This window comes from Roseimaritima multifibrata (assembly GCF_007741495.1).
GTDB classification, from domain to species: domain Bacteria; phylum Planctomycetota; class Planctomycetia; order Pirellulales; family Pirellulaceae; genus Roseimaritima; species Roseimaritima multifibrata.
The window spans coordinates 3,087,877-3,114,248 of sequence record NZ_CP036262.1; the positions used below are offsets into that span (position 1 = coordinate 3,087,877).

Genomic DNA, 26,372 nt, shown 5'->3' on the forward strand with positions numbered 1-26,372 from the left:
GATCGCCGTCGATAAGCGGGCAATCACTCCAATCGTAATATCCTCTTTCGATCCATCGGGCTGCGACGCTAGCAATCGGCGTTGCTGGTGGATTCCCCGCTGTCCGGGGCTTCACTTCAGCCCCGTTTCCGCTTACCTTTTGGGCCGAACAATAAACCTTTAACCCAAAATGGTGAGTGCTATGTCCGTCGCGACTGACCTGAAAAAAACCGCAATCGACACGATTCGCACCCTAAGTATGGATGCCGTTCAGGAAGCCAATAGCGGGCATCCAGGGACCCCTATGGCGTTGGCTCCGGTTGCTTACCAAGTCTATAACGAAGCGATGCAGTACGATCCTGCAGAGCCGAACTGGCCAAACCGTGACCGCTTTGTGCTTTCCTGCGGCCATGCTTCGATGTTGCTCTATTCCATGCTTCATCTGTGTGGTGTCAAAGCGACCGACGCCGACGGCAATCCAACGGATAAACCGTCGATCACGTTGGACGACATCAAGAAATTCCGCCAACTGGACAGTCCTTGTGCTGGGCACCCTGAATTTGGGTTTGCTGCCGGGATTGAAACGACAACCGGACCGCTCGGTCAGGGTGTCAGCAACAGCGTCGGGATGGCGATGGCATCCAATTGGTTTGCCGCTCGTTACAACACGGCCGAACAAACCTTGTTCGATTACAACGTCTACGCTCTGTGTAGCGACGGCGACCTGATGGAAGGGATCGCCAGCGAAGCGGCCTCGATCGCAGGGCACCTGAAACTGTCGAATCTGTGCTGGTTGTATGATGACAATCACATCACGATCGAAGGGGATACCGATCTAGCTTTCAGTGAAGATGTTGGCAAGCGTTTTGAAGGAATGGGCTGGAACGTCCTGCACGTTGCGGATGCGAACGATACCGATGCTTTGGGTAAAGCGATCGATCAGTTCAAAGCTTGCGAAGATCGCCCAACGTTGATCGTTGTCCGCAGCATCATCGGCTACGGGGCTCCTCACAAGCAAAACACGCATGGGGCTCACGGCGCGCCGCTCGGTTGGGACGAAATCGCCCTCGCCAAAGAAAGCTACGGCCTTCCTGCTGACAAAAAATTCTATGTCGCCGACGGGGTCATGGAACACTTTGCCGATGGCATTGGCAAACGAGGCGCTGCGGCTTCGGCAGCCTGGAACACCACCTGGAGTGCCTATCAGAAAGCGAATCCCGAAAAGGCTGCCGAACTGAAGCAAGTCTTTGCTGGTGGGCTGCCTGCTGACTGGGACAGTCAAATCCCGACGTTCGAAGCAAGCGAAAAAGGGGATGCAACCCGCAACAGTAGCGGCAAGGTTTTGAACGCGGTTGCTTCAAAAATTCCTTGGATGATTGGTGGCTCGGCCGACTTGGCACCAAGTAACAAAACCAACCTAGATTTTGACGGTGCCGGTGACCTTTTGCCAACCAATTACGGTGGGCGGAACTTGCACTTCGGGATCCGTGAACACGCGATGGCCGCGATCTGTAACGGCCTGTCGTTGTCGGGGCTGCGAGCCTATGGTGCGACTTTCTTTGTCTTTACCGATTACATGCGTGGTGCAATGCGGCTGAGCAGCATCATGCACCAGCCGGTGATGTACATCCTGACGCATGATTCGATCGGCGTCGGCGAAGACGGACCGACCCATCAACCTGTCGAGCATTTGTCGGCATGCCGAGCCATCCCAGGACTGAACGTTTTCCGTCCCGGTGATTCGAATGAAACGGCCGAGTGTTATCGTGCTGCGATGAACATTTCCGATCATCCCTCGGCCTTTGTGCTTTCCCGTCAGAACATGCCAACCTTGTGCCGCGACAAATACAGCGCAGCATCTGGATGTGCCAAAGGTGGCTATGTGCTGGCCGACTGCGAAGGAACACCTGAGGTCATCTTGATGGGCTCCGGCAGCGAACTGTCGTTGTGTGTCGATGCTTACGAAACGCTGACCGCCGAAGGGGTCAAAGCCCGAGTCGTCAGCATGCCATGCATCGATTTGTTCGAGCAACAGGATTGCAGCTATAAGGAATCGGTTTTGCCGATCGCTTGTACCGCTCGCGTTGCCGTCGAAGCCGGTCTGCGTCAGTCTTGGGATCGTTACATCGGCTTGCACGGTAAATTTGTTGGTATGATCGGTTACGGTGCTTCCGGCCCGTTCGATGCTGTTTACAGCAAGTTCAACATCACGACCGAAGCGGTCATTGAAGCCGCTAAGAAGCAGTTGTAGGTTTCGCGGTTTCGAAAATCGTGTTCCTTGCTGACATCGTACGCGCTCAATCGTTTGGATACGGTTGAGACGCTCCGGAGGGATTCCGCAACGATCCTGCCAATCCTTCGTTCTTGCCAGCAGATGACCTTAGGTCCGCGGGCATATCGATCGACCCCACATGGTTACGTGTCTGCGTGACTGTTCCTGGTGGTGAGCCAGCAACGTTCCTTTTGAGGGATGCAAGCTGGCGCATCCATTCGCGAAATTAGCGTGATTCGCGGGCAATGTGCGCGCATTTTGGGCCCGCCAATCACGCTAATCTGCGCGAATGACTAGGCACGAAATAGCTGATCGACGCCAAAGCGTGAGGTCGCTGCTCCACAATCGGGGCGTCGCCTATCTCTTCTCGACTCACCTTAATCCGATGGGTTTGCTTGGTTGCGATTGTCTGTGTGCGTTGCCCTCCTCCGCACCCTCCCAAACCTTGCTCGGAGCCGTTACAACATCTCTTCTCGCTGTTTCAATCGCTTTTTGATGAGGTAAATCGATGGCCATTTTTGGAGCCCACATGTCAATCGCTGGTGGGCTGTATAAGGCCATCGAACGAGCCTTGGCTGTGGATATGCAGACGCTGCAGATCTTCACCAAGAACAACAACCAGTGGGCTGCAAAGCCGTTGACGGATGAAGCCATTGATCAGTGGAAGACGGCTTTTGCTGAATCGAAACTCAAACAGCCGATCGCACACGCTTCGTATTTGATCAATTTAGCGGCTCCCGATCCGGCACTTTGGCAAAAGTCGATCGATGCCTTGGTGATCGAATTGCAGCGAGCCGATCAGTTGCAGATCGACGGGCTGGTCCTGCACCCGGGGGCCTTCACGACCAGTGACGAAGCGACCGGGATCGCGCGAGTCATCGAAGGGATCTTGGCCGCTTTCGAAGCTTACCCACCAGAGCATTGCCGACTGCTGTTAGAGAATACTGCGGGCCAAGGTTCCTGTCTGGGACATACCATGGATCACCTTGGCCAGATGATTGCCGGGCTTCCTGAAGACGCGCCGATCGGGGTTTGTATCGATACCTGCCATGCGTTTGCGGCCGGGTACGCGATCGAAACGAAAGCCGGTTTCAAGCAGTTGAAGGCGGATATCAAAACGCATTTGCCTGCTGGCAGTATCCGGGCATTGCATTTAAACGATAGTAAGAAACCGTGTGGGTCGCGTGTCGATCGCCACGACCATATCGGTTTAGGGCTGATCGGAATCGAAGGTTTTCGCAACGTCCTGAACGATGCGATGTTCAAGAAACTGCCTGGATATCTGGAAACCCCCAAAGGTATCGACGAAGAATCGGGTGAGGACTGGGACGTTATCAACCTCCGTGCGTTGCGGGAAGTCGTTAAGTAGTTTGCGGCTGGGGATGCCGACGCAAACCATGAATCGCCGGCTCGATTCCGCGTTTCACTCCTGTCGGGAATGTTCGGCAACGGTCGCCCCCTGCTGATCGGGATTCTGCTTGGATTTCCGTCAGACGCATGTACCTGGTCTGATGCCATTGGTCACCTATTATTGGTCGGCTGCCGGCCGATATCGCTTTCTGCTTTACTCGGGCTCTGCCGGGTAATAGGATGGAGCCACGTCGCGATCAGGATACGAATGGACGTTCGGATTCGGCGACTCCCTCCCTTTCCTTCCTTACAGAAAAGTTCTTTCCGATGAAACAATCCTTCTTGATTTACGGCCTGACATTGGCCGTTACAGCTTGTCTCAGTTTGAATGCTTCTCGTTGTTCGGCCGCCGACGAATATGACTATGACCTGGTTCATTCGTCCGTCAGTTTCAAGGCTCGCCATCTGGATATCAGTTGGATTCACGGTCGTTTCAACGATGTTTCAGGAAAGTTCTCGCTCGATCGCGAAGACCCTTCCAAGTCAACTTTTTCATTGACGATCAAAACCGATAGCGTTGATACCGCAAACGAAGCTCGCGACAAACATCTTCGCCAGCCCGACTATTTCGACACTAAACAGTTTCCGACCATCACCTTCAAAAGCACCAGCGTCAAACCGATCGAGGGTGGCTATGAAGTAACCGGAGACTTCACCATGCACGGCACCACCAAATCGATCACGATCACGCTGATGGGTGGCAAGGAACATGTTATCAAAGGGACGAAACGAGTCGCCTTTTCAACGGAAGTCGCGCTGAAACGCAGCGACTTTAATTTTGACCCCGGTGCGATCGGGCCGATCGGTGACAAAGCGTTGATCATGATCGACTGCGAAGGCGTCAGCAAATAGCGAATGCCCGATCCGCTGCTGTATACGAAGGCGTTTGCCACGACGGGGATCGTCAGCGCATTGATTGTGCTGGCGATCGTCCGCTGGGCCGACGCCAAGCAAGTGAATCGGAGTTTGGTATGCGTGCCAGCCTTTGCGGTTGGTTTACTGTTGGGGTTTTGGGGTTTAGGTTTTCGCTGGTCGTGGCCTCCCTTTAGCGCAATCGATCGGCTGATCGTGATTGTTCTGCCGGCAGCGATTTTGGTCGAGTGGGTTGCCGCCATGCGGCGGACGCCTGTCTGGCTTGGCTGGGGTTTCCGGGGGCTACTTGCCATTGCCGTGCCGCGAATTTTGCTGCACCAGTCGGTCTATCTAAGTGAAGCGGGCGAGTGGTCGCCGTTGCAAGCCGTCCTGGTGATGGTGGCTAGTAGTTGCCTGCTGATTTCTGTTTGGGCGGCGCTCTGTCGATTGTCGAACCGGTCCCAAGAAGGTCTTTCGATACCGCTGTCGCTATGCATGTCGATTCAGGTCGCTGGAATCGCGGTCATGTTGGCGGGCTATATCAAAGGTGGGGCGGTAGCGATTCCTTTAACCGCCGCGATTTTGGGAACGTCCCTTGCCGCAACGCTTGTTTGGAAACCGCTTGTCGGCAAAGGGGCTGTGCAGGTTCAGAGCGTGATTGGATTCGCCGTGCTAAGCCTCTTCTCCGTCCTGTTTGTCGGATGCTTCTTCGGCGAGATCGGGCTAACCATGGCACTGGTAATCCTGATGGCGCCTATGCTGAGTTGGGGCAGCGAGCTGTTCGGTTTCGCAGCGGATAAACCGTGGCGAGGCGCTCTTTTGCGAGTCACGTTGGTTGCCATCCCGTTGATGATCGTTTGTGTCATTTCCAAGCGAGAATTCGACCGCACGCTGGGGCCATTGGTCCAGCGTCAAAACAGCGTGATGCCAACGGTTCGAAGCGCGGTCGCTGGTGCGATACACCTGCAAAGATCGGAGTGATTTTGCTTCGTGCCTCTAAGGCGGTACGTGACGTCCGTCGCTGCCATCGCCAGACGGTGGTTCCCAGGCGGAAACCGTCACCCATCGATTTCACGTCCTTCACCGGCAAGCACGGTTTGGTAGGAACGGGGGGAGAGAAGCCTGAATCGTTCGATGCGTTTTTAGCGATGCGTTTTTAGTGATGCTTTTTGCTGGGACGTTTGTCGCGGTGCATCGGGCAGATGATCTGCGCCGCTCGGAAAAGCAACCGATTGACGGTTTTGGGGGCGTCGATTCGCGTGAGAGAATGCTCGTTATCGGCTGGAGCGGCCGAGAGCGAATCCCAGGGCAGATGGAATAGCTGCCCTGGGATATCGAAATCGAAATGCGGCTGCTTAGTTCGATTCTTCGTTCCAGTATTCGGTCAACGAACGTGTTGGCACAGGAAGCTTCAGCAGTGGTGCGAAGTCGGCCGTTTTTTCGTCGACTTCGGTTAGCAGTTCGGCCAAGTCGACTTTGTGCTGTGCCGTTAGTGTGTCAAAACCGTCGCTGAACAGGGTCCGTTCGCTCCAGTCTTGATCGGTGCAACTTGGCAGTAAGGAAGCAAGGGCAACGCACGCGCCGCCACGAAAGGCTTCACCGCGGGAGAGCAGTTCATCCAGTTGAGTATGGTCGCGGATCAGGTCGACAAATTCGGTTGGAAGGCACCATTTCTGAGCCAACCAAGCGGCTGCGTCTGCGTGGTCCCAGCCAAATGCTTCTCGTTCAAGTCCACTCAGGCGGCGTCCTTCGGAGGCGCGACGTTCAACCAATTCTTGGTATTGCTCTGGCATCTCTTTCAAGAGCAATGGGATTGCCATGTCCTGAAGCAACGCTCCGGCAAAGAGGTCTTCTGCATTGGACAGAGACATCCGCTTGCCAAGGGATCGAGCCAACAGGGCGCGGCGTAGCGAATCCTGCCACAAACCTTTCAGGTCAAACGGCCCGAACTTAGGATTGGGGATAACGCTGAAGACCGCATTCCAAAGGGCGAAGTTCGCGATCGACCGGGTGCCGACCAGCGTGAGGGCTTGTTGCACGCTTCCGATTTCGCGGCTGAACCCAAAATAGGATGAGTTCACAAAGCGTAGAACTTGCCCCATCAATCCTGGATCGGCTTCAATTGGACGCGCGAAATCGGCAGGCCCAGCTTGTGGGTCCTGCGAAAGCTGTAGTAAGGCGATTGCGCTTTGTGGCAACGCGGGTAGCTGACCGAGACTTAATAGTTTCTCGAGATCTTGGGTCGAAGTTGCTGTCGACATTTTCGTAATTTTCCTAGAGACGCATGTAAAGTTGGGTGCCCCAGGCCGCAACAGCCTTGTTCACGGCCCTCATAAAAACCTAGCTCACATTGGCTGTGAGGCGGAAAAAAAACGAACATTCGCGGAGACTAGCGGTCGCTGGAAATTTTTTGGCTACCGTTGGCCGGTTGGTATCCCCCGGTAGGTCGTCCAAAGCAGGGACGATCGGCAACGTTGTTGCATACATGCAACCTGTCGATGTTGCCTGCAAGCAACGCTCGGTCAATCAGACGAGTCTTCATTTGTGCGTAAGTGATTGGTGAGTAAGGGTTTAGCGATTCAGGTCCGGTTCTTGGCACATCCCGTGCTTTCCCTACATGTGGAAGCCACCGCAGGAAGGTGGTCAAGGATCGGATACTCTGACGCTGGATAGAATTTTGGACCGCAGGCGAACCATTGCTGTTGGCGTCCTCTCGCTTTGCCTGCTTGGTGGCGTTGCGGTACGTCCCATGCCTGCCGAAGCAAATTCGCTTTTAATCGCGCAAAGCGAAATCGTCCCTCCGAACGGTTGGCGGCATACAACGCAGGGGTGGGAGCGGATCGAAGAGCAACCGGGCTGGGCAATCAACTATTGGATACAGATTCAAGAGCAGGAAGAATCGGCCAATTGGTGTTTGGGATTGTTCAGCACTCTCGCGGTGGTCCATCCGATCTCGTTTGCCGCCGGGCAGTTAGCGATCGCTTTTTTGTTGGCGTCGGTGACCAAGCAAGAGCCTGTTGGCGTTTCGTCTGTATAGAGGCGGCAAATAAACCACCGGCTGGCGCGACACTAGCTATGTGAGTATCGTCGCTACGCTGGCCAGCGCGTGGGCAAGGTGGCGATATTTCACGGATAGATTTCCATTTCCCTAGCGAAAGTGGCCTGGAGAGGAAGGGATTCCGCGAGGCGATTTTGCAGAGCAGGCCCAGATAACGCCATGCATTTCAAGCGGTTATGTCATCCCTTGTCTACCTCTGTCGGCCCCCTCTCCCCCAGCCCCTCTCCCCCAAAACAAGCCTTTGAATCGCATTCAACTGAACTAGCTGGCGAACCGTTGATTCAATATCCAACCTGCTTTAAACGAGCTTGTTTTGAGGGCGAGGGGAGCCAGATTTTCTTTACTTATTCTTTGCAAGTTCGCGACGGGATTGGTGTCGCAGGAACCAGCGTCTGGCGACGGTAGCTACGTGAGTGTCGTAACTGCGCTCGCCAGAGCTTGGGCGGGCTGGCGACAAACAATCCATTTGCTGCTTATCCAACTAATTCGTTGACCACCCGCCCATGCACATCCGTCAAGCGAAAGTCGCGTCCTAGGTAACGATATGTCAGTTGCTGATGATCCAAACCGAATAGCTTCAGTTGGGTGGCGTGTAGGTCGTGAACGTGCACCGGATTGTCGGTCACCTTCCAAGCGAACTCATCGGTCGCCCCGATGACTTGGCCCCCGGGGACCCCGCCGCCAGCCATCCACATGCTGAACGCTCCGGGATGATGATCCCGCCCAGTTACCTTGCTCTTTTTCCCATTGCGGTTCTCGCCCAACGACGTGCGACCAAACTCGCTGGCCCAAACGACCAGCGTCTCGTCCAACAACCCACGCTGTTTGAGATCTTTAAGCAGAGCCGCGATGGGTTGATCGACCATTCCCGAATTGTGGGTTAACTGGGCATCCAGATTGCTATGATGGTCCCACGAGGAGTGGATTATATTGACGACGCGAACACCCCGTTCGACCAATCGGCGGGCCATCAAACAATTGCGAGAGAACTCTTGGTATTTGCCAATTCCTCCCAGGTTCCTTTTGATGGGGGGCTCGTCTCGGTTGACACCGTATGCCGCTAAGGTATGGGCCGATTCATCACTGAGGTCGATCAGCTCTGGAGCTTTGCTCTGCATCCGAAACGCTAGCTCATACGCTTCGATGCGGCTGTCGAGTTCCGGGTCTCGCATCCGTTCGAAACGCATTCGGTTGAAATCGTTGATCGCTTCGATCGATTCTTTTTGAATGCCCGCCGAAACGCCTCGTGGGTTTTTAAGATTCAAAATGGCATCCTCCCCATTGCCAAACAGGACGCCCGAATGCGAGGAAGGCAGAAAACCGCTGGACCAACTTGCTGTCCCCCCCGGAATACCGCGGCCGGTTGTAATCAGAGTGACAAATGCCGGCAGGTTTTCCGTTTCGCTGCCCAGCCCATAGGACAACCAAGATCCAACGCTGGGCCGACCAGCCAGCTCCGAACCGGTATTCATTAACAGCTGTGCGGGGACGTGATTGAATTGATCGGTATGCATCGATCGAATCAATGCGATATCGTCGGCGCACGTCGCTAAGTGGGGCAGCAGATCGGACATTTCCATCCCGCACTGACCCGCGGGGGCAAAGCGACGTGGGGACCCCATTACCGTGGCGGTCTCTTTCTGCAAAAACGCGAACTGAACGTTTTCGGTAAAGCTGTCCGGCAACGGTTGACCGTCGCGCTCGTTAAGCATCGGTTTGGGATCAAACAGATCCATTTGGCTGGGGCCGCCCTCTAAATAGATATAGATGCACGCTTTGGCTTTGGCCGGAAACGCCGCCGCACCCTGCGGGGATGCCCCACCTTCGCGGCCAATCAGCTGGCTGAGTGCAAACGCCCCTGCGCCCCCCATGCCGTGGGTCAGGAAACGCCGCCTTGCCGATAAAGACGACATCGCCGGTTGATTTAAATTATCCATTATTCTTACTCTCGGGTGATCGTTTCATCAAGGTTCAACAGGCACCGTGCGACCAGGCTCCGCGTTGCCTGCTCGATCGGTTCAACACCCTCTGCGGCGGGCTCGCTCCAACGTGCCAGTTCATCGGCAGGGGCGTCTTGCAATTGCTCACGTATATTGTGTTGCAGACGTTCCAGTCGCGCCGCTTCGTCGTCGCTTGGTTGGCGCCCCAGCACACGCTCAAATGCCACCGCGGGCCAATTGTCTTGCTCGATGTTACACAGCAGTATACCGAGCGATTTGGCACAGCGGACGAAGACCGGATCGTTCAGCAACGTCAACGCTTGTAGCGGTGTGTTGGAACGATCTCTCACCGCACAACTGGCTGTCGTGTCGGGAGCATCGAACATCAGTAACATGGGGTAGAGCGTCGCTCGCCGAAGCACCACATACATGCCGCGACGAACTTGATCCCCTCCCTTACTCAATTTCCAACCCGTATTTCGCGCAAACGCGTTTGAGCTGGCCGACAGCGGAGGACGAATACTCGGGCCCCCAATCGTTGCATCCAGTAGCCCTGCTTGGGTCAACGCCATGTCGCGGACCACTTCGGCATCCAGTCGGAAACGAGACTGACGGGCCAACCACACGTTCTGCGGATCCGCCAACGCATCGGCTCGGCTGGTCACTGACTGTTGGCGATAGGTGGACGACATCAAAATCCTCCGAATCATCGTTTTGCGACTCCATCCGTCGCGGACAAACTGGGCCGCAAGGGCATCGAGCAGTTCGGGGTGAGACGGTGCGGCACCGGAGATGCCCAGGTTATCGACCGTGTCGACCAAGCCGCGGCCAAAGAGATGTTTCCAATACCGATTGACGGCGACTCGGGGTGTCAACGGATTGGCCGGATCGACTATCCAGCGTGCTAAATCGAGCCGATCGGGTTTGTCGCCACGTGGATGCATCGGATGCAAAAAAGCGGGCACCCCGGGTTCGACCTCGTCGCCGCGTTGGTTGTGATCACCCCGCAGATGAACAAACGTTTGGCGTGGCGACTTCTCTGCGACGATGATCGGCAACGCGGGTGCCGCATCATCTGCGTCCTCCGCAGGCATCTTCAGATCGAGGTCTTTGGCATTGTTGAAAAAAGCATAGAGTCCATAAAATTCATGGTGACTGATCGGTTCGAACTTATGAGAATGGCACTGGGCACAACCGACGGTCAGCCCCAACCAGACCGATCCCACCGTGCTAACTTGGTCGACCACATGGGTCACCCGGTTCAATTCCATGTCCGCGCCAGCCTCCTCGTTTTTCATCGCGTGACGATGAAACCCCGTCGCTACCTTCTGCCAAGGCGTTGCATCCTCAATTAAATCGCCCGCGATTTGTTCGATGGTGAATTGGTCAAACGGCATGTCTTGATTGACCGCATCGATTACCCAGTCGCGATGATGATATGCCCCTGGCCGAAATTTGTCGCCCAGATACCCACCGCTGTCGGCATACCGAGCGAGGTCCAACCAGTGTCGGCCCCAACGTTCGCCAAAGTGGGGCGACGCTAAAGCCTGATCCACCATCCGCTGGTAAGCGTCAGGTCGTTGATCGGCTACAAATTCTCGTACCTGATCCGTCGTCGGGGGCAATCCGGTCAAGTCCAAGTGAACCCGCCGAATCAAGGTTGCCGCATCGGCCGGCGGAGAGGGCGTCAAACCTTGACGGTTCAGTTTCTGACGGACATGCGAATCGATCGTTGACGCCGTCATGTCGCTCTGTGATTCGCTCAGCGATGCGTTTGGTTCGGCGGCGACGGTTTGGAACGACCAATGACCTTCCCGCGATGCGCCCTGATCGATCCACCTGCCAATCAATTCGATCTCTTCGGGCGACAGAACCAAACCGCTATCGATCGGCGGCATGCGAGACCCTTGATCGTCAAGCAACCTGCGATACAGTTCACTCCCTTCCGCATCGCCCGGCTGAATAAAGGTGTCGGCCAATGCCGAATCGTCATCGGCAAGCTGATCCAAACGTAAATCCGCTTCCCGTGTCCCCTCGTCCGGCCCATGGCAGGTAAAGCAGTTGCGCATCAAGAGCGGGCGAATCTGCTCGCCAAAATTGACCGCTGGCTCGGCCGCATTCAACGGTGCTAAAAGCACGCCGGAGTGCGCCAGTAGGCAAATCCAAACGAGTCCGACGAACAACTTCGACATCTCAACCTTCCCAAATTTAAAGTTTCTAACGGCGCTCTATGTTAATCATTTTACGTAGAGGCAGTATGCGGCGACCTGCCCATCGCTGTCCGGCTTGTTGATTTAGTGATTGTCGCCTTCCGTTCCGCAAAATAACGCTCCCTTAAAGCGACTTTCGCGGAGCGGAAGGCGACGATCTTTCTCCGCTTTCGAATCAATCAGCAAGGCGTGTCGAGACGGTGAAAGTGGTCCGTTAAGCACTGTCAGGACGGAACGCCGCTGGTTTAAGTTGCTGAAATCAACCGGGGCCTAATACCGATGTTTTGATGACACGCACCACGGTGCCACCGATCGCTTTTCGGATTTCCGCGTCACTGTGGACGATTGGTCCACGCCATGCTAACAGTATTCGACTTGGTCGTCTTGAAACGGTCTTTTGGCAACAGCCTGCGAAACTTTTCTCGCTGTTTAGGAAGCCGCTGCCCGTGAGGTAATAGCGTGAGGTAATAGCGGTGCCGACCTTCTGTCTTGCCTGACCGAACCGGCTTCCCTACCTCTATCGCTCGCCAGAGCGTCGGCAAGACCGCTGGCTCCACCGTCTAGTGACGGTAGCTACGTTCGCCCTCCGCACTAGGAAATACGAGATTGTGCGGCCAGTTCGCTGCGGAGGGATTTCATTCCACGGTGCAGTAAACCAGCAACGGCACCACTGCTTTTATCTAGAACGCTGCCGATTTCGGCCAGTTTCATTCCTTCCAGGTAATGCAGTTGAACGGCTTCACGCTGTCCGTCGGGCAGTCGCTCCAAGGCTTCAGCCATTCGAATCACATTTTCACCGACCGCCACATTTTGGCTTGGCGTCGGCCCATCGCCTGCTAACCAGCCTTCCAGCCGCATCGACGACTGCTGCAAACGCTCTTCGATCGACCTCTCCCGGCGGATGTCTCGCTTGTCGCGATGGAGGTCCCGGTCCAGATGGACAATGTTGCGGGCCAGGATTTGGCGAAGCCACCCCCGCAGCTCCGGTTCGCTTTCGCCGCGGAAGTCTTCTACGGATTTGATCGCCTGGAAGAGGGTTTGTTGAACGATATCGGATTCCCCGATCTTGGCCTGGTAAGCCTTGCGCATCTTGATTCGAGCCAGCATTCTTAAGTAGGGCTCGTACTTTGCTAGGCCATCGGGGTCACGGAGGGAGTCGCTCATTGTTTTTTGACTCGTCAGCAAGCAGGAAAACGGGTAGATTGTGCTGATTATCTTGCAAACCTTGGTACCTCTGCAACGGACTGCTGCCTGCAATGGCTCGCGAAACGATATATCAATCCGATCCTGACGAAGAACGGGACAATGACGGCACCCATGAGGGGGGCCTGGCCGACGCTCCGCCGAAACCGGCGGAAGATAACAAACTGCGACCCAAGAAGATCGCTGAAATGGTCGGGCAGCAAGATGTTATTGAGCGTCTTCGTATCGCCATCGATGCGGCACGCCGTCGTGGAGAGCCTCTTGGGCATATCCTGTTCGATGGGCCGCCAGGACTGGGGAAGACGACGTTTGCGACGGTGATTCCCAACGAAATGGAGACGGTTGTTCAGTTCGCCAACGGTGCTGGTTTAAAAGCGCCAAAGGACCTGATTCCTTACCTGACCAACGTCTCGGAGGGGTCCGTTTTATTCATCGACGAAATTCACCGACTGCCAAGCAGCGTTGAAGAGTACCTGTACACGGCGATGGAAGATTTTCGAATCGACATCGTTCTGGGCGAAGGGGTTAGTGCTCGGACGCTGAACCTGGATCTGCGTCCCTTCACCATGATTGGGGCAACGACGCGTGCGGGGATGCTAAGCGGCCCGCTGAGAGACCGTTTCCAGATTCGCGAACATCTGGGGTTCTACTCGGTGGTGGACCTTTGCGAGATCGTCTGCCGGAATGCAAAAAAATTGAACATCGGGATCTCCGTCGACGCGGCGACCGAAGTTGCCCAGCGAAGCCGAGGGGTTCCACGTATCGCGAACAACCGCCTGCTCTGGATTCGCGATTACGCGCAAAGCAAAGCGAACGGGACGATCGATCTACAGGTCGCCCAGCGAGCGATGGATATGATCGCTGTGGACAGCCTGGGGCTGGATAAGCAGGACCGAGCCTATTTGCAAACGCTTGTCCGAGTCTTCGCCGGAGGGCCTGCTGGACTGGAAGCGATCGCCCATACGATGAACTGCAGCAGCGATACGCTGGAGGACGAAGTCGAACCGTTTTTGCTCCGCTACGAATTGATCGTAAGAACTCGGCGCGGTCGAATGGCAACCCCGAAAGCCTACGAACATCTAAAAACCGCGTCCTAGAACGCGGGTGAATATCGATGTCTGGTGACTCTCGGCTTGCTTTGTCCTACTTCTTAAGCGTTCTCAGGTAGGCGACCAAGTCGCGAACTTCGTGAGGCGTTAAGACGTCGGTCATTTCGGGCATCAGCGATATCTTCTGCTCGATCACCTCTTCGATCTGGTCCTGGTCGACTTTCAGCTCTTTGCCCGTGCTGTCGATCAAGATCATCTGATCATCGTCTTCGCTTTTGATCGCCCCTTTCAGGATCTGCCCATCGTCTAGCAGGACCATCTGAGTCATATATTTCTTTTCGATGTCGACGCTCGGTTGGACCAGTGCTCGTAAGAGATGCTCGGCGTCGCGTGTCTTGGCGATTTTGCTCAGGTCAGGACCGATGTCGCTGCCTGTTTTGCCGATTTTGTGACAGCGACTGCATTGGGATTGCAGATGCGTTTCGAATAGTTTTTTGCCGCGATCGCGATCGCCGCCGTCAAGGGCGTACGTAAAGCGAACGGCTTTGGGGGCGTCCGCGAACCGACGAGGTTGAGCTTTCTGAATTTGGGAAAGCAAGGAATCCCATGATGAATCGGTCTGTTCGCTGCGTTGTTCAATCGCCGTTAACACGTCCAGTTCTAAACCTCGTTTTAGTTTGCGATCCGCCAACTGCTTTCCAATGTTCGTTAAAAACAAATCCGCTCCGGCCGACTCGATCGCCGCGACGGCCTGAACCCATGCTTGTTTGACAACCAGAGGTTGGTCTTCGTTGATTTGGTTGGTCGCTGTTGAAATAAGCAATTCTGGATTTTTGACTGCCAGCAAGTTAATCGCGCGAATTGCTAAATCGGGTTCTTGGGATGCGGTCAACATCCGAAGGGTTTCGTCGAAGTCGGGAAGGTCCTTGCCAGCCAGTGTGTCCAGTGCTTCGGCGCGGAGGGCTGGAGGACCCTTCGGATCGGCTAGCAACGCTTGCAGTGCTTGAACCGGCAACGAGACTCCGATCTTTCGAGCGGTGATTACCGCAGCGATGCGGACGGCACTGCTGGAACCATCGATGATTTCAACCAGTTTGGAGCCGACATCGTCGGCGCTGAGGATGGCACGTGATTCTTGATTCTGGATCCCGCGAGCTCGCCCGTCCACACGATCCAAGGGTTCCGGTGAATTCCAGGCTGCGAGGGCTTCACACGCATCGACCCGAAGGTTGGTGGGCCAGTTTTCGTCGGCTGCCAGTTCTAAGACTCGGTTTGCGGCTTCTTTGCTTCCCAGGCGGAAGTTGGCGTTGGTCCAACGCCGAACGAGGGGCTCGCCGTGGATCTTTGTATCCAGTTTCATCGATGCCAGATCGACAAGTGCGTCCTCGATCGAATCGTCGTCGTGGATGGCGCGGGCCGCCGCATTTGCAACGGCCGCGGTCGAATCGGTTAGATAGGCGGCGACCATGGGGCTTCCCTGTCTTCGCAGTGCCAAGGCACAAACCAGACGCCTGGAATCAGAAGCAGCATCGCGTTCCTGCTGTAAAGCCGCCGGTTTTGCACAAGCGGCCAGTGCGGTCACCAAGGCGTGACGCAGATAGTATTGGTTTGTTTCCAACCGGTCTGCCGCAGCAAACAGGATCGGAACCGCTGCGGCCGTTGGTTGGCGTCCAAGTGCCAAACCGGCCATCACCTGAACGTGAAGGTCTTTGTCATTGAGAAGCGGGATGATGTAGTTTCCGTCCGCCTGGCGAAGCTCGCCAAACGTTTTTGCGAACTGGGCTCGAACATTGGAATCGTTCGCTTGTCGTCCTTGTTTCAAGGCTGTCGCTGCCGTTTCGTCACCACCACGAGCCAGTTGACCAAGTCCCCAAACCGAATGCAGAAGCGCGAACACGTCGTTGTCGTCCGACCCTAGGATCTGAGCGAAGATGGAGGTTTCCTGCAGATCGACCAAGCGGAACTGGGCACCCATGCGGACCCGCATGTCGGGGTGGGAAAGCAATTCGACCAGGCGTTCGGTTGAAAGCTGAGCAAACCCTTCGCCGAGGATCCGTTTTACTTCCGCACGCACCGATGCGCCCGCTTCGCTGTCGCCATCGATGCGGATGACAGAGCCCTTTTGATCCAGCGGGTAGCCTCCATCCCAGTCGGCGCCGTAAAGCCCTCCATCGGGTGCAAACGTTAAACCAACGATTGCGTAACCCTTACCGATCTTGTGTTCGTCGACCATCTTAAACGTGTCGCCGGTCGGTTCGACGCGGAAGGCATGTTGGTTGCCGTTAGGGGCTCCGGCAATGAAGAAGTAGTCCTTGTACTGCGGGTCGATCGCGGTCCCGGGATTAAATGCGAATCCAGCCGGTCCGTCGATGTAATGTCGGATTGGGGGGATGATGTAAGCAGGGTGTTCGGTCCCTTCGGGCAACAAGTGAAGGCGTTCGGCAGTCCAGGGGTTGTAGCCCGAACCACGGTATTGGTAATTGCACCGCCAGCCTGCGTCCATTTGGTTCACGATAGCGCAGAACCGCTCGCGTTCTCCCGGGAAATCGGCATCGTTGTCGACGCCAAACATGTTTCCGTACTGGTCGAAAGCGACCTCTTGGACGTTTCGCAAACCGTGGGCAAAGACTTCAAAATCGCTGCCGTCGGGATTGCAACGCATCACCCCACCTTGGTTGGGATATTGGAAGGATCTTCCATCCGCAGTTTTGACGCTGATTCCTTTGTCGCCAATCGACCAGTAGATTTTTCCGTCCGGTCCACGGATCAGCCCGTGCATGTCATGACCGGCATAGGCGATGTGCAGCCCAAAACCGGTAGCCATCACTTCGCGTTCGTCGGCGATTCCATCTTGGTCGCGATCGACCATTCGCCAGACGTCCGGAGCGATCGTGGCCCAGACCGAATCGTCGAGTGCTAAAACCCCCGCTGCGATGCCGGTCACTTCGGTTTGGAAATTTTCGGCAAAGGTTGTGATGGTGTCGGCTTTCCCATCGTCATTGGTATCGACCAGCTTGTAGATTTTTTCGCTGACGACGGTCAGGTCGCGCCAGTCATGATGCCCGTCACCGTTGTGGTCAGCGACACGTTTCGATTGTTGTTCGTCATCGCCGCCGATCGCCATTTGCTGCCGAAAGAACTGACGCTTGTCTTCGACACTTTTCAGTCCAACATCGTTGGGGATCCAGTCGCGGTTGGCTCGGATGTCTAGGTCTTGGATCTTGCGACGCTGGGTCTGGGTGATATAGACCTGTCCTTTGTGATCGACGCTGATGGCGACCGGATCGGGAACGTTGATATCGCCGCTCCAGATATCAAACTGAAGAGGGACCAGCGGAGCTACTTTGGACGACTGTGCGGTAACCGATAGTGGGTTCGCACAAAGTAACATTAGGGTCGCACAGAACCAGCGACTTGCAGACATGGAAAACACTCAATGGGCAATGAAAAAGCAAAGAACCGGGAGGAAAGCCGGTGCACCCATTGTAACAAGAAAACCCTCGATTACGTTTCTCTGGCGAAGGAAAAGTCACCTTCGGATTCCGCGTAATCGACGACGGCCGCACGGGGAAACCGGTGCGGCCGTGTTGTGCCAAGAATGCTGGCGTTGCTGGCTTCCGACCGACGATTACTCGTCGGTTGCTCGTAGGAAATTGACCAGGACAGGGGAGCTGTCGCAAAAGTCGTCTTCGCCGAAGTACAGTTTCAGTTCGCGGGCAGCCGATTCCAGGCTATCCGATGCGTGAACCAAATTCATTTGGCGGCTGGAGCTGAAATCGCCACGGATGGTGCCCGGAGCTGCTTTCAGTCCGTTGGTGGCGCCCAGCATATCGCGGACAACCGAGATCGCTTCCAGGCCTTCCAGGGCCAGAGCCACAACAGGCGCCGAGGTGATGAATTCCTCAAGGCTGGGATAGAACGGTTTTTCAGCATGTTCTGCGTAATGCTGCTTGGACAATTCCGGTGTTACCTGAATCAATTTCATGGCAACGATGTTCAGGCCCTTGTTTTCAAAACGGCTGATGATTTCGCCAACCAAGCGGCGTTCGAAACAATCAGGTTTCAGAAGGATTAAGGTGCGTTCCATTCTTGCGGATCTCTTAAAGAAAAAAGGGGGATCAGGTTTTCAGAACGGACGATTGTCAACACAAATGCAGGCGGCGCAAAGGGCAGACGGACCGTCTGAACCTTCATTTTTTTGTGAAGCAATTTCAAAGGGCAGAAGCGAGCAGCGTTCGGTCCAAACCAGGATCGGTTCCTACCGGCTGTCGTATGCGGCAGGCGATTGTGCGGAAAAGCCACACGACTTGATCGTTAGGTCAGCGGCCGGACGGTCCTGGGGCGATGCCATCCACTTTGGCGTCTGCGGGCGGTATTCCTAGCGGATCGGCGTAAGCGGATCAGCAAAATCATTGGGTTTTCTATGCGATTGCCGGACGGCTGGCGGCCTGTTGATTTAGTGATTGTCGCCTTTCGCTCGGGACGTAAAGTCCATTGGTGACGGTTTCCGAGGCAGTCACGTTGCTACGCTCGCCAGGGCGTGGACAGACTACAGCAACGACCGTTTGGCGACGGCACCTACGTTAGTTACGCTCGCCAGAGCGTGGATCGACCGATAATGCGTCACCATTAAATTTCACGTCCCCCGCGTAAAAACGCTCCCTTAAAGCTGCTTTCGCGGAGTCCTGTCGTTGTCTGCTCAGCCATCCACCGTGGACTGATTTTCATCAGTCCAGGACGGTGCTGTATCGTGGCGATTGTGCTGGTCGTGTGGTGGGCGGTCAGCGGGAGCTCAGGTCCAGCCGTTTGCGAGCGGCCTCGTGGGTCCTTTTTCGCTCCTGGTCGGATGAAAAACCGATCGTGTGATCCTGATAGATCCAGTATGCGTCCGCTTCGATATCGGTGAATCCAACGTCTCGTGGATCGATGCCCTCTTGATGCAATAGCAGGGCAAACGCGATATCGTCGACCTGCGTAAGGACTCGCCTGCGGCTCCGCGCAAGGATTCGCCAGGTTTGTGCTGGGCGATGGTCTTCGAGAGCTTGAAGCAGATACGTTTTTCCTTCGTCCGGAGCATGCCTGGCCAGGAAAGAAAGGCTGGTTGAAACCGTTCGAGGCGAAGCGGTCGTATGCGGAGCGAGGGCTAGGCGGGCAAGTCGAATGCCGCTGGATTTGCAGTTCCAGCGTATGGCGATTTGCAGTAAAGCCGAATCGACCGATTGTTGGTGATCTAGGAAAGCGGCGACAAGCGATCGAAGCCCTTGTTCGTGTTGGCTTTTGTGTAACCGTTGATGGACCCTTTCGGTGCACAGGCCGTTCCGCAGGCGATGGGTTCGAACGCACTTAAAAGGGGCGTCTTGGCAGACTAGATAGATTTGCCATGCCCATTCGATCGGGTCGATTTTGCTCGCATCGATTCCAATTCGCCCCGACAAAAAGGCGTGTGGGTCTTCCGGCCAATTCAGATCCGATAAGTCACCCAGATTTGTGGTATTCGATTCCAAAAGTGATAATTCTTGCCGATAGCGGCGTGCGAATTGTCCAAATAGCTGACGTGTTCCTTTCGAATCCCCAACACTCTGACGAAACGCGTCCCAGCCATCCAGTTCATATTCCAGCCCCGCTTCGTCGGACTGGAGCATGCGTTGAACTTCTCTTTCGTAGTTTGATACCTGCAGTTCTTTCAGCAGGGAAGCCGATTGTTTGCGAATTTCCAGGTCGGGAAATTGGATCCCTTTATAGAGCGCCGGAATCGCGTCGGTCGACATGCGAAGCAATTCATCGCGAGCCCGGATTCGGGCATGAAATTGAGGAGCACCCAGGTCGTGGACCCAGTCCATTGGCGACCGGGGGGGCTGTGCTGTGCTGGTAGGGGCGATGACCGAGCGTGGGTCTTTCGCTTCGCTTAGCGTCGGAAACAGACAAACCAGTCCTAAGGTCTGAACGGCATAGGCAACGATCAATCGTGGTGCGGAAATGCGTGAACTGAACGTATTCGCTTTGCTTTTCGCTTCGGAGTCGATTTTGATCGCCATAAACGCTCGCCGCTGGTATCGGTAACAGATAAGGACCGGAGATTCTGTCGATATTTACAGTCTTTTGATTGACCGATGGTCCCTGTAGGCTCTGCGTAGCGGTGCTCGTTGAGCGGACTTTTGCGGAGTCGACGGAGACATTCGTTCTGCGATTTCGACGAAATCAACCGCTTGTTTGAGCGGCGGTTCTGGTAAATATGGCTTACGAAAATCGATTGAACCAATACTTTGGATCAAATTCCCGGTAAACTGCCGGCCCTCTTAAAACTCCTTTTGTAGATGGTGTTCGCGATGCGAATCTTGTGTTTTGAAGACGCTGCAACCGCCAAATTGGCTCCGATTGTGACGGGGCGTCCGGCTTACGCGATTAACTGTGCCTCTTATCATTTGCTTGACTGGCTGCAGCGACTGGAAAGAGTGGTGCTGGGAAGTGTCCGCCCCCATTTGCATACCATTCAGAGTCTTGACTATGGCTTGTCGACGGCCAATAGCGAACTTTCCGGAAAACCGCTGCTGCTGGTCAATGCACGGATGGTCCCCTCGAAAGCCAATTACCAGGCGCTGAAATCGCTGCTCGACCGTCCGACAGGATGCCGAATCGAAGATTCGCAGGGAATTGTGGCGGCGGTTCTGCCTGAAGGCTGGAAACCGTGTGATCCGGAACATGAGGCACCGGTTGGCCAGGTCCATTTTGACGAGACGATTATGGCCGCGGCGGCTGGGCAACCTCTTTTGGACCAAAGCGAACTGTCGGCGAAATTCTCGCTGTTTGAGTGGCCCCATGAGGTGGTTGCTTGGCACATGAAATTGATGCCCGAGAATATGGAGATCCGGATTGCTGAAGACGATTACACGCAGTTGCAAGATGGCCTTTTCGTGGCCGATGATGCGGTCCTCGGAGAGTATGCGATCATCGATAGCAGTGATGGGCCCATCCTGCTCGATCGCAATGTGAAAGTCGGCCCCTTCTGTTATTTGAGCGGACCCGTTTATGCGGGGCCAGGAACGCGAATCATCGAACACTCAGCCTTAAAGGACGGAGTCGCTTTGGGGCACACGGTCAAAATTGGTGGCGAGGTCGAAGCTTCGGTGATCGAATCGTATTCCAATAAACAGCATCACGGTTTCTTAGGGCATAGCTATTTGGGCAGTTGGATCAACCTAGGGGCGGGAACCTGCAACAGTGACCTGAAGAATACGTACGGGAAGATCAACATCGAATACCCTGGGGAACGGGTCGCGACCGACATGCAGTTCATGGGCTGCATCATGGGAGATTACGCGAAAACCGCGATCAATACCGGAATCTTTACCGGAAAGATTATCGGCGTAGGAAGCATGTTGTACGGGTTTGTCACCAGCCATGTCCCCAGTTTCGTCAACTACGCTCGGTTGTTTGGGCAGATGGCCGAAATTCCGCCCGATGTAATGATCAATACGCAAGCTCGAATGTTCAGCCGGCGATCGGTCGAACAACGCGACTGCGACATGCAGTTGATCCGTGACATGTTCCGGCTGACAGCGGAAGAAAGAGAGCAGAGCGACGATCTGTCGCTGCTGTAGCCATTTGAAATGGCGGCGCGGTCCGAGTGGCTTTCGCGGGGAATTTTCACCGCAGAGTCACCCAGGCGAATATACGCCTGCAATCGGGATTCCGTATTTCGCGGTTTCTTCGGTTGCCTTTGCGGTGCCTTGTTTCGGAGGCAGACCACGCAACACGTACCGGAATACGAGCGATCTTGTTCAGCATTAGAGAGCTAGGTCTAGGATTTAGACATTTGCTCGTTGAGTGCTTCGACTGGAATGGGAATTCCTCGTAGAACGCCTTCGGCGACGAGGGCTCCATTAACCACCCCTTGGAAAGGGGCAATGATCATACGTCCGCGACGGACTCGTTCCAGTCGGACCATGACGATCAAGCGGTCACCTGGCGTCACGACTCCTCGGAATCGTACATTGTCCAGGCCTCCGAAGCCGACCATTGCGGCTCCAAGAAGATCGTACTTCTGGGTAAAGAAGCTGGCTAATTGGGCGGCGGATTCCAGGATCATCACTCCTGGCATCAGTGGCATTTGAGGCATATGCCCGCGAACCCAGAACTCTTTGTCGCTTAGTTCCTTAACCGCCGCGCAGCACTGGTTCTCGCGATCTTCGTATAAGATCGCTGACAACTGCTCCATCTCGTGGCGCTGAGGGTTGTACTTGCGGATTTCGTTAATGTCAGCAAGTGGTGGTGCGTTCAAGTCGAGCTGTGCAAGATCGACAATGAAGTCAGGGGATCCCACGAGCGGCACTCCGGCGATGGAAGCAAATTCAGGCAGAGGAGAAGGGAAGGCTTCGGAAAACCTAACTTAGGTTTTCAGCTTTCGACGACGCATTTTACGAGCTTTAGCGTTTGCAGGACGCTTTCCGTGGTTCGCTTTTTTTAGTTTGCGGTGTGGCTTGGCCATCTTACGTTAGCTTTCGTTTTCTGACAGGTAAAAAAATTTCGATTGAGGGTGAGACCCGCTTTGGGCTTGCCTCTGGCAAACGTGGTTCCAGGTTTACTGGCTGGTCCCCCCGCTCCGTCTGAATTGGATGGAGCAAAGGGTAGCAGGTTCTTCGCTGTAAGAACAGCCGAAGAGAATTCAGTCTTAGGTTGTCTGGATTCGAAACCGGAAGGAAGAAACTAGACGCGTGTTTTTGCTCGAGCTTCCCGCAGCCCGCGGCTGAGGATGTCTCGAAGCATTGGCGAATAATCTTCAAATTTCGTTTGATCCGGGGCTCCGTTTGCAAACTGATAGATCGCGTCACGGGGCTTTACCCCTAACGCTATCAAAGTACTGCTTACAGTGCCATGCTCATTTCCACGAATCACCATGCTGGGACGACCCGGCCCGGTGGGGGCTCGAGCGAAGACTCGGCTGGCAACGGCGAGGAATTTAACCGGCGAATCAAGCATTTGCAGCGTCAGCAGCCGGCGAGCCATTTGAACTCGCTCGTCGGAGGCGTCATTGACGTCGCGGGCTCCGATAATATTCAGCCCTTCTTGCAGTTCCGCAACTTCGGTCTGTTCGTCAACATGGACCACCCAGCCGTTCTTGGCGTCAGCGATGCAGATGTTCACCCCTTCGTACCGGGTGTTTTCGACTTCGGCGAGTGCTTTATCAAGCGCCTTTTTGGCCGAACCACATCGAAGGAGGTCCATTCCCAAAAGGCCGCGAGATCGTTGCCCAAATAAGGGCATCGGTGTTGCACGGTTACAAAGGCCGACAAACAACCCGTTTTGGTTGACGCCCAGCCAAGTACCTCCACCTCTTTGGTCAATTCCACTCAGCACACGGGGTTTACCCGACTGGATCGAGGGAGGAAGGCTAGGCCGATCGTAATATTCTTCACGATTGGCTGCGACCAAAATTGGGCTTTCCGGAACCAGCCGGTACTGCACAGCGAGGAGGCACATCGCTTTTACTTTCTTTTCAAAGATCGGTGACGTCTTGAAGTTTCATAGTCGTATTAATGGCCGTTGTCCTCTTCTAAAAAGGGCAACGTTTCCACGACGCTGAACAATCTAGCGACAAAATCCCCACTCCGTCACCCTCTGCGGAGGGGTTTGTGTGCATAATTTCAGCCTTTTGCACCAACCGTTGTCAGGAACTGCCGGTTCTGTAGGAGTTTACGCTCGGAGACGGTTCTGGGGTTCCGCCTCACGAGCTCCCTACAGTTTGCCGATAAGGAATGAACAGGACATTCCTTACGACAATCATCAGTGCACCGAGAATGCAAACTTCCTTAACCGAAACGCCTCAAAAGAAGCATTTACTGGCGATTAAAGCCCCGGTATCGGTTGTGCTTGCACAGAAGCGAGTGGCGCTCCACACGATCCTTGACTTGGTTCCTGGAGCCATGTTGATGTTCGAAAAGACGTGCGACCAGCCTCTGGAGCTGGAGGTCGGAGGCCATACCGTCGCGACGGGCGAAGCGGTTAAAGTTGGCGATAAGTTTGGAATTCGGATCCGATCTCTAGGCCCTTTGCCCAAAGATTGATAGCTAAAGCCAGCAGACTCGCTCCAAATCAAACGGACAAGCCCCCGCGGAGCACCAAAACCTCAAACACAGCCGCCCGTTGACCGGCTCTTCCACTCAATGCCGTCGACTTTGGCATCTGCGGGCGGATTAGCTAGCGGATGGGCAAATTCATAGTGGTTTCTATCCGCTTGCCGGACGGCTCGCGCCGTTCCGCTAAGAAAGTAGATGGCATCGCCTCCCCGAGCCTCCGTGTCTCCGTGCCCCCGTGCCCCCGAGTCTCCGAGTCTCCGAGTCTCCGAGTCTCCGTGTCTCCCCACCTCCCCGTGATTCCCAATCGCTCTTCGCGCCTTAGACTATCGGGCCTCTCTGGATATCAGGCCCACTCTCACCAGGTGCCGGCATTTCTCGAGGGGGACTTCGTTTACTGTCGATCGCTGAACGGATGGAGACCTCATGAACTACGCATTGCTTTGCCGGTTGCTTGGAGCGGTTTGTCTGCTGATTGGTGGGTCGATGGTGTTCAGTCTGCCATGGGCGATTCCTGGCATTGCGCAGCGGACGTATGCGCCCGAAGCGACGTCGGTGGAGTGGCAGGCGGTTTTTGGGTTCGGGATCAGCATGGCTATTTGTGCGATCATTGGATTGACACTCCGCCGCATCGGTAACAGTGCGAAGGGGCATACCCTTTATCGCAAGGAAGCGATGGCAACCGTTGGCCTTAGCTGGGTGATGGCGACCGTGCTTGGAGCCCTACCGATTTTTTTAAGCGGGACTTCGATTTCAAATGATCGACCGATCACCTTCATCGAATCGATGTTCGAGGCCCAGTCGGGGTTTAGCACTACCGGAGCGACGGTACTAACCGAACTGGAAGATCCCGAGCTGGTTTCGTACTGCGTTTTGTTTTGGCGCAGTTGGACGCATTTTCTTGGCGGACTGGGGATCGTGGTCCTGTTTGTGGCCATTCTGGGGCAGGGGTCTGCGGGAAAGGCGATGATGCGTGCCGAGATGCCCGGCCCAAGCAAGGAGGGAAGTATGCCACGGATGCAGCATACAGCTTTGGTTTTTGCGGCGATCTATATCGGCTTGAATTTGATTCTGGCGGTGATCTATCTAATGGAGGGAATGACCTTCTTTGATGCGCTTTGCCATGCGTTTGCGACGATGGCGACGGGCGGGTTCAGTACCTACAACGCCAGTCTGGGCCGTTTCAACAGTGCTTTGATCGAGTACACGACGATCTTCTTTATGATTTTGGCCGGTACCAATTTCACCTTGTTGTACTTCTGTTCGATCGGATCCCCGCTTCGTCTTTGGCGGGATGTGGAATTTCGAGTTTTCATCAGCATCATCGTGTTGGTAACGGTCGGCGTGGTGCTGTTTGGAATGGAGTACCAGGATGACCATTTTGAGACGCTCGGAAGCGCAGTTCGCTACGGACTGTTTCAGGTCGTGTCGGTGATCACGACGACCGGGTATGGCACGGGCGATTTTGATGCCTGGAACAACTTTGGCCGCGGAGCCCTGTTGTTGCTGATGTTTGTCGGCGGTTGCGCCGGCAGTACCGGAGGTGGAATGAAGGTCATTCGGCATATCCTGTTCGCCAAAATCCTCCGGTTGGAAATCGAACGTTCGCATCGGCCTCGAGTCGTTCGCCCCCTGCGACTGGGCGGGCAGGCGATGGAAGACCCCGAAGTCGAACGAGGCATCCTTTTGTATTTCAGCTTTTTTTTGGCGATCTGTGCGGCGTCGTGGATGTTGTTGGTGACGTTCGAACCCGATCGAACTTGGGGCGTTGTTCGTACGGCCGAAGGGGCTGCCGATGTCGCGACGGATACCGATAGTCCGCGGGATTTGGAGCCTCCGATGATCACGACTCCGGAACAGCGACTAAAAAGTACGCTCGACGAAAAATTGCTCGATTCGGCCAGTGCGGTAGCGGCGACTCTTAACAATATTGGTCCCGGCTTGGGCGTCGTGGGGGCGACGAAGAACTATGCAGGATTCAGCCAGCCAGCGAAGTTGCTGTTTGTCTGGCTGATGATGCTGGGACGTGTCGAGTTGTTCAGCGTTCTGGTCTTGTTGTCGCCAAACTTTTGGCGCCGCCATTAACGGTTAACCGATTGTCGCCTTTCGCTCGGGACGTGAAATCTAATAGTGACATCTTAACGATCTCCGAAGCGGTTCGTATTGCTTCGGCCCCGCATTTAATGAGGCCGACTCTCCGGGCTCGCAGGCTATCGAAATCCCAACCCGCTGCGGAAGCGAGGGATTGCAGACCGTGCTCCTGGTCCCTCGCTTACGCATCGGGTTGGGATTTTCTCATGCTTGCCGCACAGCAGCCATTTTACTCAGA

At 55.1% G+C, this 26,372-nt stretch carries 21 protein-coding genes; 10 read left to right on the plus strand and 11 right to left on the minus strand.

Annotated features, from left to right (window positions below; translation table 11 throughout):
- The first annotated feature begins 181 nt into the window (after positions 1–181).
- The 5 genes from tkt to FF011L_RS11310 all read left to right on the plus strand — a co-directional run bounded on the left by tkt (position 182) and on the right by FF011L_RS11310 (position 5,673).
- Positions 182–2,230 (plus strand): transketolase, encoded by a 2,049-nt coding sequence (gene tkt / locus FF011L_RS11290; protein ID WP_145351769.1) that lies wholly within the window; start codon positions 182–184, stop codon positions 2,228–2,230.
- A gap of 529 nt (positions 2,231–2,759) precedes the next feature.
- On the plus strand, positions 2,760–3,620 hold the full coding sequence (locus tag FF011L_RS11295) for a deoxyribonuclease IV (RefSeq protein ID WP_246109870.1): 861 nt from the start codon (positions 2,760–2,762) through the stop codon (positions 3,618–3,620).
- A 308-nt stretch (positions 3,621–3,928) separates the two neighbouring features.
- A complete protein-coding gene (locus tag FF011L_RS11300; RefSeq protein ID WP_218933144.1) occupies positions 3,929–4,513 on the plus strand; it encodes a YceI family protein in 585 nt (194 codons plus the stop codon).
- 3 nt (positions 4,514–4,516) lie between these two features.
- Positions 4,517–5,494: a hypothetical protein gene (locus FF011L_RS11305; protein WP_145351771.1), complete on the plus strand. Its 978-nt coding sequence runs from the start codon at positions 4,517–4,519 to the stop codon at positions 5,492–5,494.
- Positions 5,491–5,673 carry a hypothetical protein gene (locus tag FF011L_RS11310; protein ID WP_145351772.1) on the plus strand — a complete coding sequence of 61 codons (183 nt, stop codon included), beginning with the start codon at positions 5,491–5,493 and terminating at the stop codon, positions 5,671–5,673. The genes FF011L_RS11305 and FF011L_RS11310 overlap by 4 nt, the downstream gene beginning before the upstream one ends.
- A 195-nt stretch (positions 5,674–5,868) precedes the next feature.
- On the opposite strand, the gene FF011L_RS11315 is transcribed toward FF011L_RS11310, so the two are convergent.
- Positions 5,869–6,774: an HDOD domain-containing protein gene (locus FF011L_RS11315; RefSeq protein ID WP_145351773.1), complete on the minus strand. Its 906-nt coding sequence runs from the start codon at positions 6,772–6,774 to the stop codon at positions 5,869–5,871.
- A 128-nt stretch (positions 6,775–6,902) separates the two neighbouring features.
- Positions 6,903–7,055 (minus strand): hypothetical protein, encoded by a 153-nt coding sequence (locus FF011L_RS26265; RefSeq protein ID WP_218933145.1) that lies wholly within the window; start codon positions 7,053–7,055, stop codon positions 6,903–6,905.
- A gap of 75 nt (positions 7,056–7,130) precedes the next feature.
- On the opposite strand from FF011L_RS26265, the gene FF011L_RS11320 reads away from it, so the two are divergent.
- Positions 7,131–7,550 (plus strand): hypothetical protein, encoded by a 420-nt coding sequence (locus FF011L_RS11320; RefSeq protein WP_145351774.1) that lies wholly within the window; start codon positions 7,131–7,133, stop codon positions 7,548–7,550.
- Between the two features lie 494 nt (positions 7,551–8,044).
- Here FF011L_RS11320 and FF011L_RS11325 read toward each other — a convergent pair whose 3' ends face one another.
- The 3 genes from FF011L_RS11325 to FF011L_RS11335 all read right to left on the minus strand — a co-directional run bounded on the left by FF011L_RS11325 (position 8,045) and on the right by FF011L_RS11335 (position 12,885).
- Entirely contained in the window at positions 8,045–9,508 is a 1,464-nt protein-coding gene (locus FF011L_RS11325; RefSeq protein ID WP_145351775.1) for a DUF1501 domain-containing protein, read from the minus strand.
- Between the two features lie 5 nt (positions 9,509–9,513).
- Positions 9,514–11,703: a PSD1 and planctomycete cytochrome C domain-containing protein gene (locus FF011L_RS11330; protein ID WP_145351776.1), complete on the minus strand. Its 2,190-nt coding sequence runs from the start codon at positions 11,701–11,703 to the stop codon at positions 9,514–9,516.
- Between the two features lie 609 nt (positions 11,704–12,312).
- Positions 12,313–12,885 carry a sigma-70 family RNA polymerase sigma factor gene (locus tag FF011L_RS11335; RefSeq protein ID WP_145351777.1) on the minus strand — a complete coding sequence of 191 codons (573 nt, stop codon included), beginning with the start codon at positions 12,883–12,885 and terminating at the stop codon, positions 12,313–12,315.
- 92 nt (positions 12,886–12,977) lie between these two features.
- Between FF011L_RS11335 and ruvB the strand changes: the two genes are divergently transcribed.
- Positions 12,978–14,021: a Holliday junction branch migration DNA helicase RuvB gene (gene ruvB / locus FF011L_RS11340; protein ID WP_145351778.1), complete on the plus strand. Its 1,044-nt coding sequence runs from the start codon at positions 12,978–12,980 to the stop codon at positions 14,019–14,021.
- Positions 14,022–14,067: 46 nt separating this feature from the next.
- Here ruvB and FF011L_RS11345 read toward each other — a convergent pair whose 3' ends face one another.
- From FF011L_RS11345 to FF011L_RS11355, 3 genes are all read right to left on the minus strand, one after another.
- Entirely contained in the window at positions 14,068–17,397 is a 3,330-nt protein-coding gene (locus FF011L_RS11345) for a DUF7133 domain-containing protein (RefSeq protein WP_145351779.1), read from the minus strand.
- 204 nt (positions 17,398–17,601) lie between these two features.
- Positions 17,602–18,060, minus strand: coding sequence for a nucleoside-diphosphate kinase (gene ndk / locus FF011L_RS11350; protein WP_145351780.1), 459 nt, complete (start codon positions 18,058–18,060; stop codon positions 17,602–17,604).
- Positions 18,061–18,754: 694 nt separating this feature from the next.
- A complete protein-coding gene (locus FF011L_RS11355; RefSeq protein ID WP_145351781.1) occupies positions 18,755–20,008 on the minus strand; it encodes a hypothetical protein in 1,254 nt (417 codons plus the stop codon).
- Between the two features lie 291 nt (positions 20,009–20,299).
- On the opposite strand from FF011L_RS11355, the gene FF011L_RS11360 reads away from it, so the two are divergent.
- Positions 20,300–21,571 (plus strand): putative sugar nucleotidyl transferase, encoded by a 1,272-nt coding sequence (locus tag FF011L_RS11360; protein WP_145351782.1) that lies wholly within the window; start codon positions 20,300–20,302, stop codon positions 21,569–21,571.
- Between the two features lie 200 nt (positions 21,572–21,771).
- On the opposite strand, the gene FF011L_RS11365 is transcribed toward FF011L_RS11360, so the two are convergent.
- From FF011L_RS11365 to FF011L_RS11370, 3 genes are all read right to left on the minus strand, one after another.
- The gene (locus FF011L_RS11365; RefSeq protein WP_145351783.1) at positions 21,772–22,293 is read right to left on the minus strand and encodes a 3-hydroxyacyl-ACP dehydratase FabZ family protein; all 522 of its coding nucleotides are present in this window, start codon (positions 22,291–22,293) and stop codon (positions 21,772–21,774) included.
- Positions 22,294–22,359: 66 nt separating this feature from the next.
- Complete coding sequence (locus tag FF011L_RS27220; RefSeq protein WP_391560929.1) at positions 22,360–22,458, minus strand: 50S ribosomal protein bL37; 99 nt, start codon at positions 22,456–22,458, stop codon at positions 22,360–22,362.
- A gap of 218 nt (positions 22,459–22,676) precedes the next feature.
- Complete coding sequence (locus FF011L_RS11370) at positions 22,677–23,450, minus strand: NRDE family protein (protein WP_145351784.1); 774 nt, start codon at positions 23,448–23,450, stop codon at positions 22,677–22,679.
- A gap of 317 nt (positions 23,451–23,767) precedes the next feature.
- On the opposite strand from FF011L_RS11370, the gene FF011L_RS11375 reads away from it, so the two are divergent.
- Together FF011L_RS11375 and FF011L_RS11380 are read left to right on the plus strand one after the other, a co-directional pair.
- A complete protein-coding gene (locus tag FF011L_RS11375) occupies positions 23,768–24,034 on the plus strand; it encodes a FliM/FliN family flagellar motor switch protein (protein WP_246109871.1) in 267 nt (88 codons plus the stop codon).
- A 435-nt stretch (positions 24,035–24,469) separates the two neighbouring features.
- Positions 24,470–26,128, plus strand: coding sequence for a TrkH family potassium uptake protein (locus FF011L_RS11380; RefSeq protein ID WP_145351786.1), 1,659 nt, complete (start codon positions 24,470–24,472; stop codon positions 26,126–26,128).
- The last annotated feature ends 244 nt before the right edge of the window (positions 26,129–26,372 follow it).

Coding starts and splice junctions, on each gene's coding strand:
- tkt (WP_145351769.1), top strand. CDS start 182: ATGTCCGTCGCGACTGACCTGAAAAAAACCGCAATCGACACGATTCGC.
- FF011L_RS11295 (WP_246109870.1), top strand. CDS start 2,760: ATGGCCATTTTTGGAGCCCACATGTCAATCGCTGGTGGGCTGTATAAG.
- FF011L_RS11300 (WP_218933144.1), top strand. CDS start 3,929: ATGAAACAATCCTTCTTGATTTACGGCCTGACATTGGCCGTTACAGCT.
- FF011L_RS11305 (WP_145351771.1), top strand. CDS start 4,517: ATGCCCGATCCGCTGCTGTATACGAAGGCGTTTGCCACGACGGGGATC.
- FF011L_RS11315 (WP_145351773.1), bottom strand. CDS start 6,774: ATGTCGACAGCAACTTCGACCCAAGATCTCGAGAAACTATTAAGTCTC.
- FF011L_RS26265 (WP_218933145.1), bottom strand. CDS start 7,055: ATGAAGACTCGTCTGATTGACCGAGCGTTGCTTGCAGGCAACATCGAC.
- FF011L_RS11320 (WP_145351774.1), top strand. CDS start 7,131: ATGTGGAAGCCACCGCAGGAAGGTGGTCAAGGATCGGATACTCTGACG.
- FF011L_RS11325 (WP_145351775.1), bottom strand. CDS start 9,508: ATGGATAATTTAAATCAACCGGCGATGTCGTCTTTATCGGCAAGGCGG.
- FF011L_RS11330 (WP_145351776.1), bottom strand. CDS start 11,703: ATGTCGAAGTTGTTCGTCGGACTCGTTTGGATTTGCCTACTGGCGCAC.
- FF011L_RS11335 (WP_145351777.1), bottom strand. CDS start 12,885: ATGAGCGACTCCCTCCGTGACCCCGATGGCCTAGCAAAGTACGAGCCC.
- ruvB (WP_145351778.1), top strand. CDS start 12,978: ATGGCTCGCGAAACGATATATCAATCCGATCCTGACGAAGAACGGGAC.
- FF011L_RS11345 (WP_145351779.1), bottom strand. CDS start 17,397: ATGTCTGCAAGTCGCTGGTTCTGTGCGACCCTAATGTTACTTTGTGCG.
- ndk (WP_145351780.1), bottom strand. CDS start 18,060: ATGGAACGCACCTTAATCCTTCTGAAACCTGATTGTTTCGAACGCCGC.
- FF011L_RS11355 (WP_145351781.1), bottom strand. CDS start 20,008: ATGGCGATCAAAATCGACTCCGAAGCGAAAAGCAAAGCGAATACGTTC.
- FF011L_RS11360 (WP_145351782.1), top strand. CDS start 20,300: ATGCGAATCTTGTGTTTTGAAGACGCTGCAACCGCCAAATTGGCTCCG.
- FF011L_RS27220 (WP_391560929.1), bottom strand. CDS start 22,458: ATGGCCAAGCCACACCGCAAACTAAAAAAAGCGAACCACGGAAAGCGT.
- FF011L_RS11370 (WP_145351784.1), bottom strand. CDS start 23,450: ATGTGCCTCCTCGCTGTGCAGTACCGGCTGGTTCCGGAAAGCCCAATT.
- FF011L_RS11375 (WP_246109871.1), top strand. CDS start 23,768: ATGCAAACTTCCTTAACCGAAACGCCTCAAAAGAAGCATTTACTGGCG.
- FF011L_RS11380 (WP_145351786.1), top strand. CDS start 24,470: ATGAACTACGCATTGCTTTGCCGGTTGCTTGGAGCGGTTTGTCTGCTG.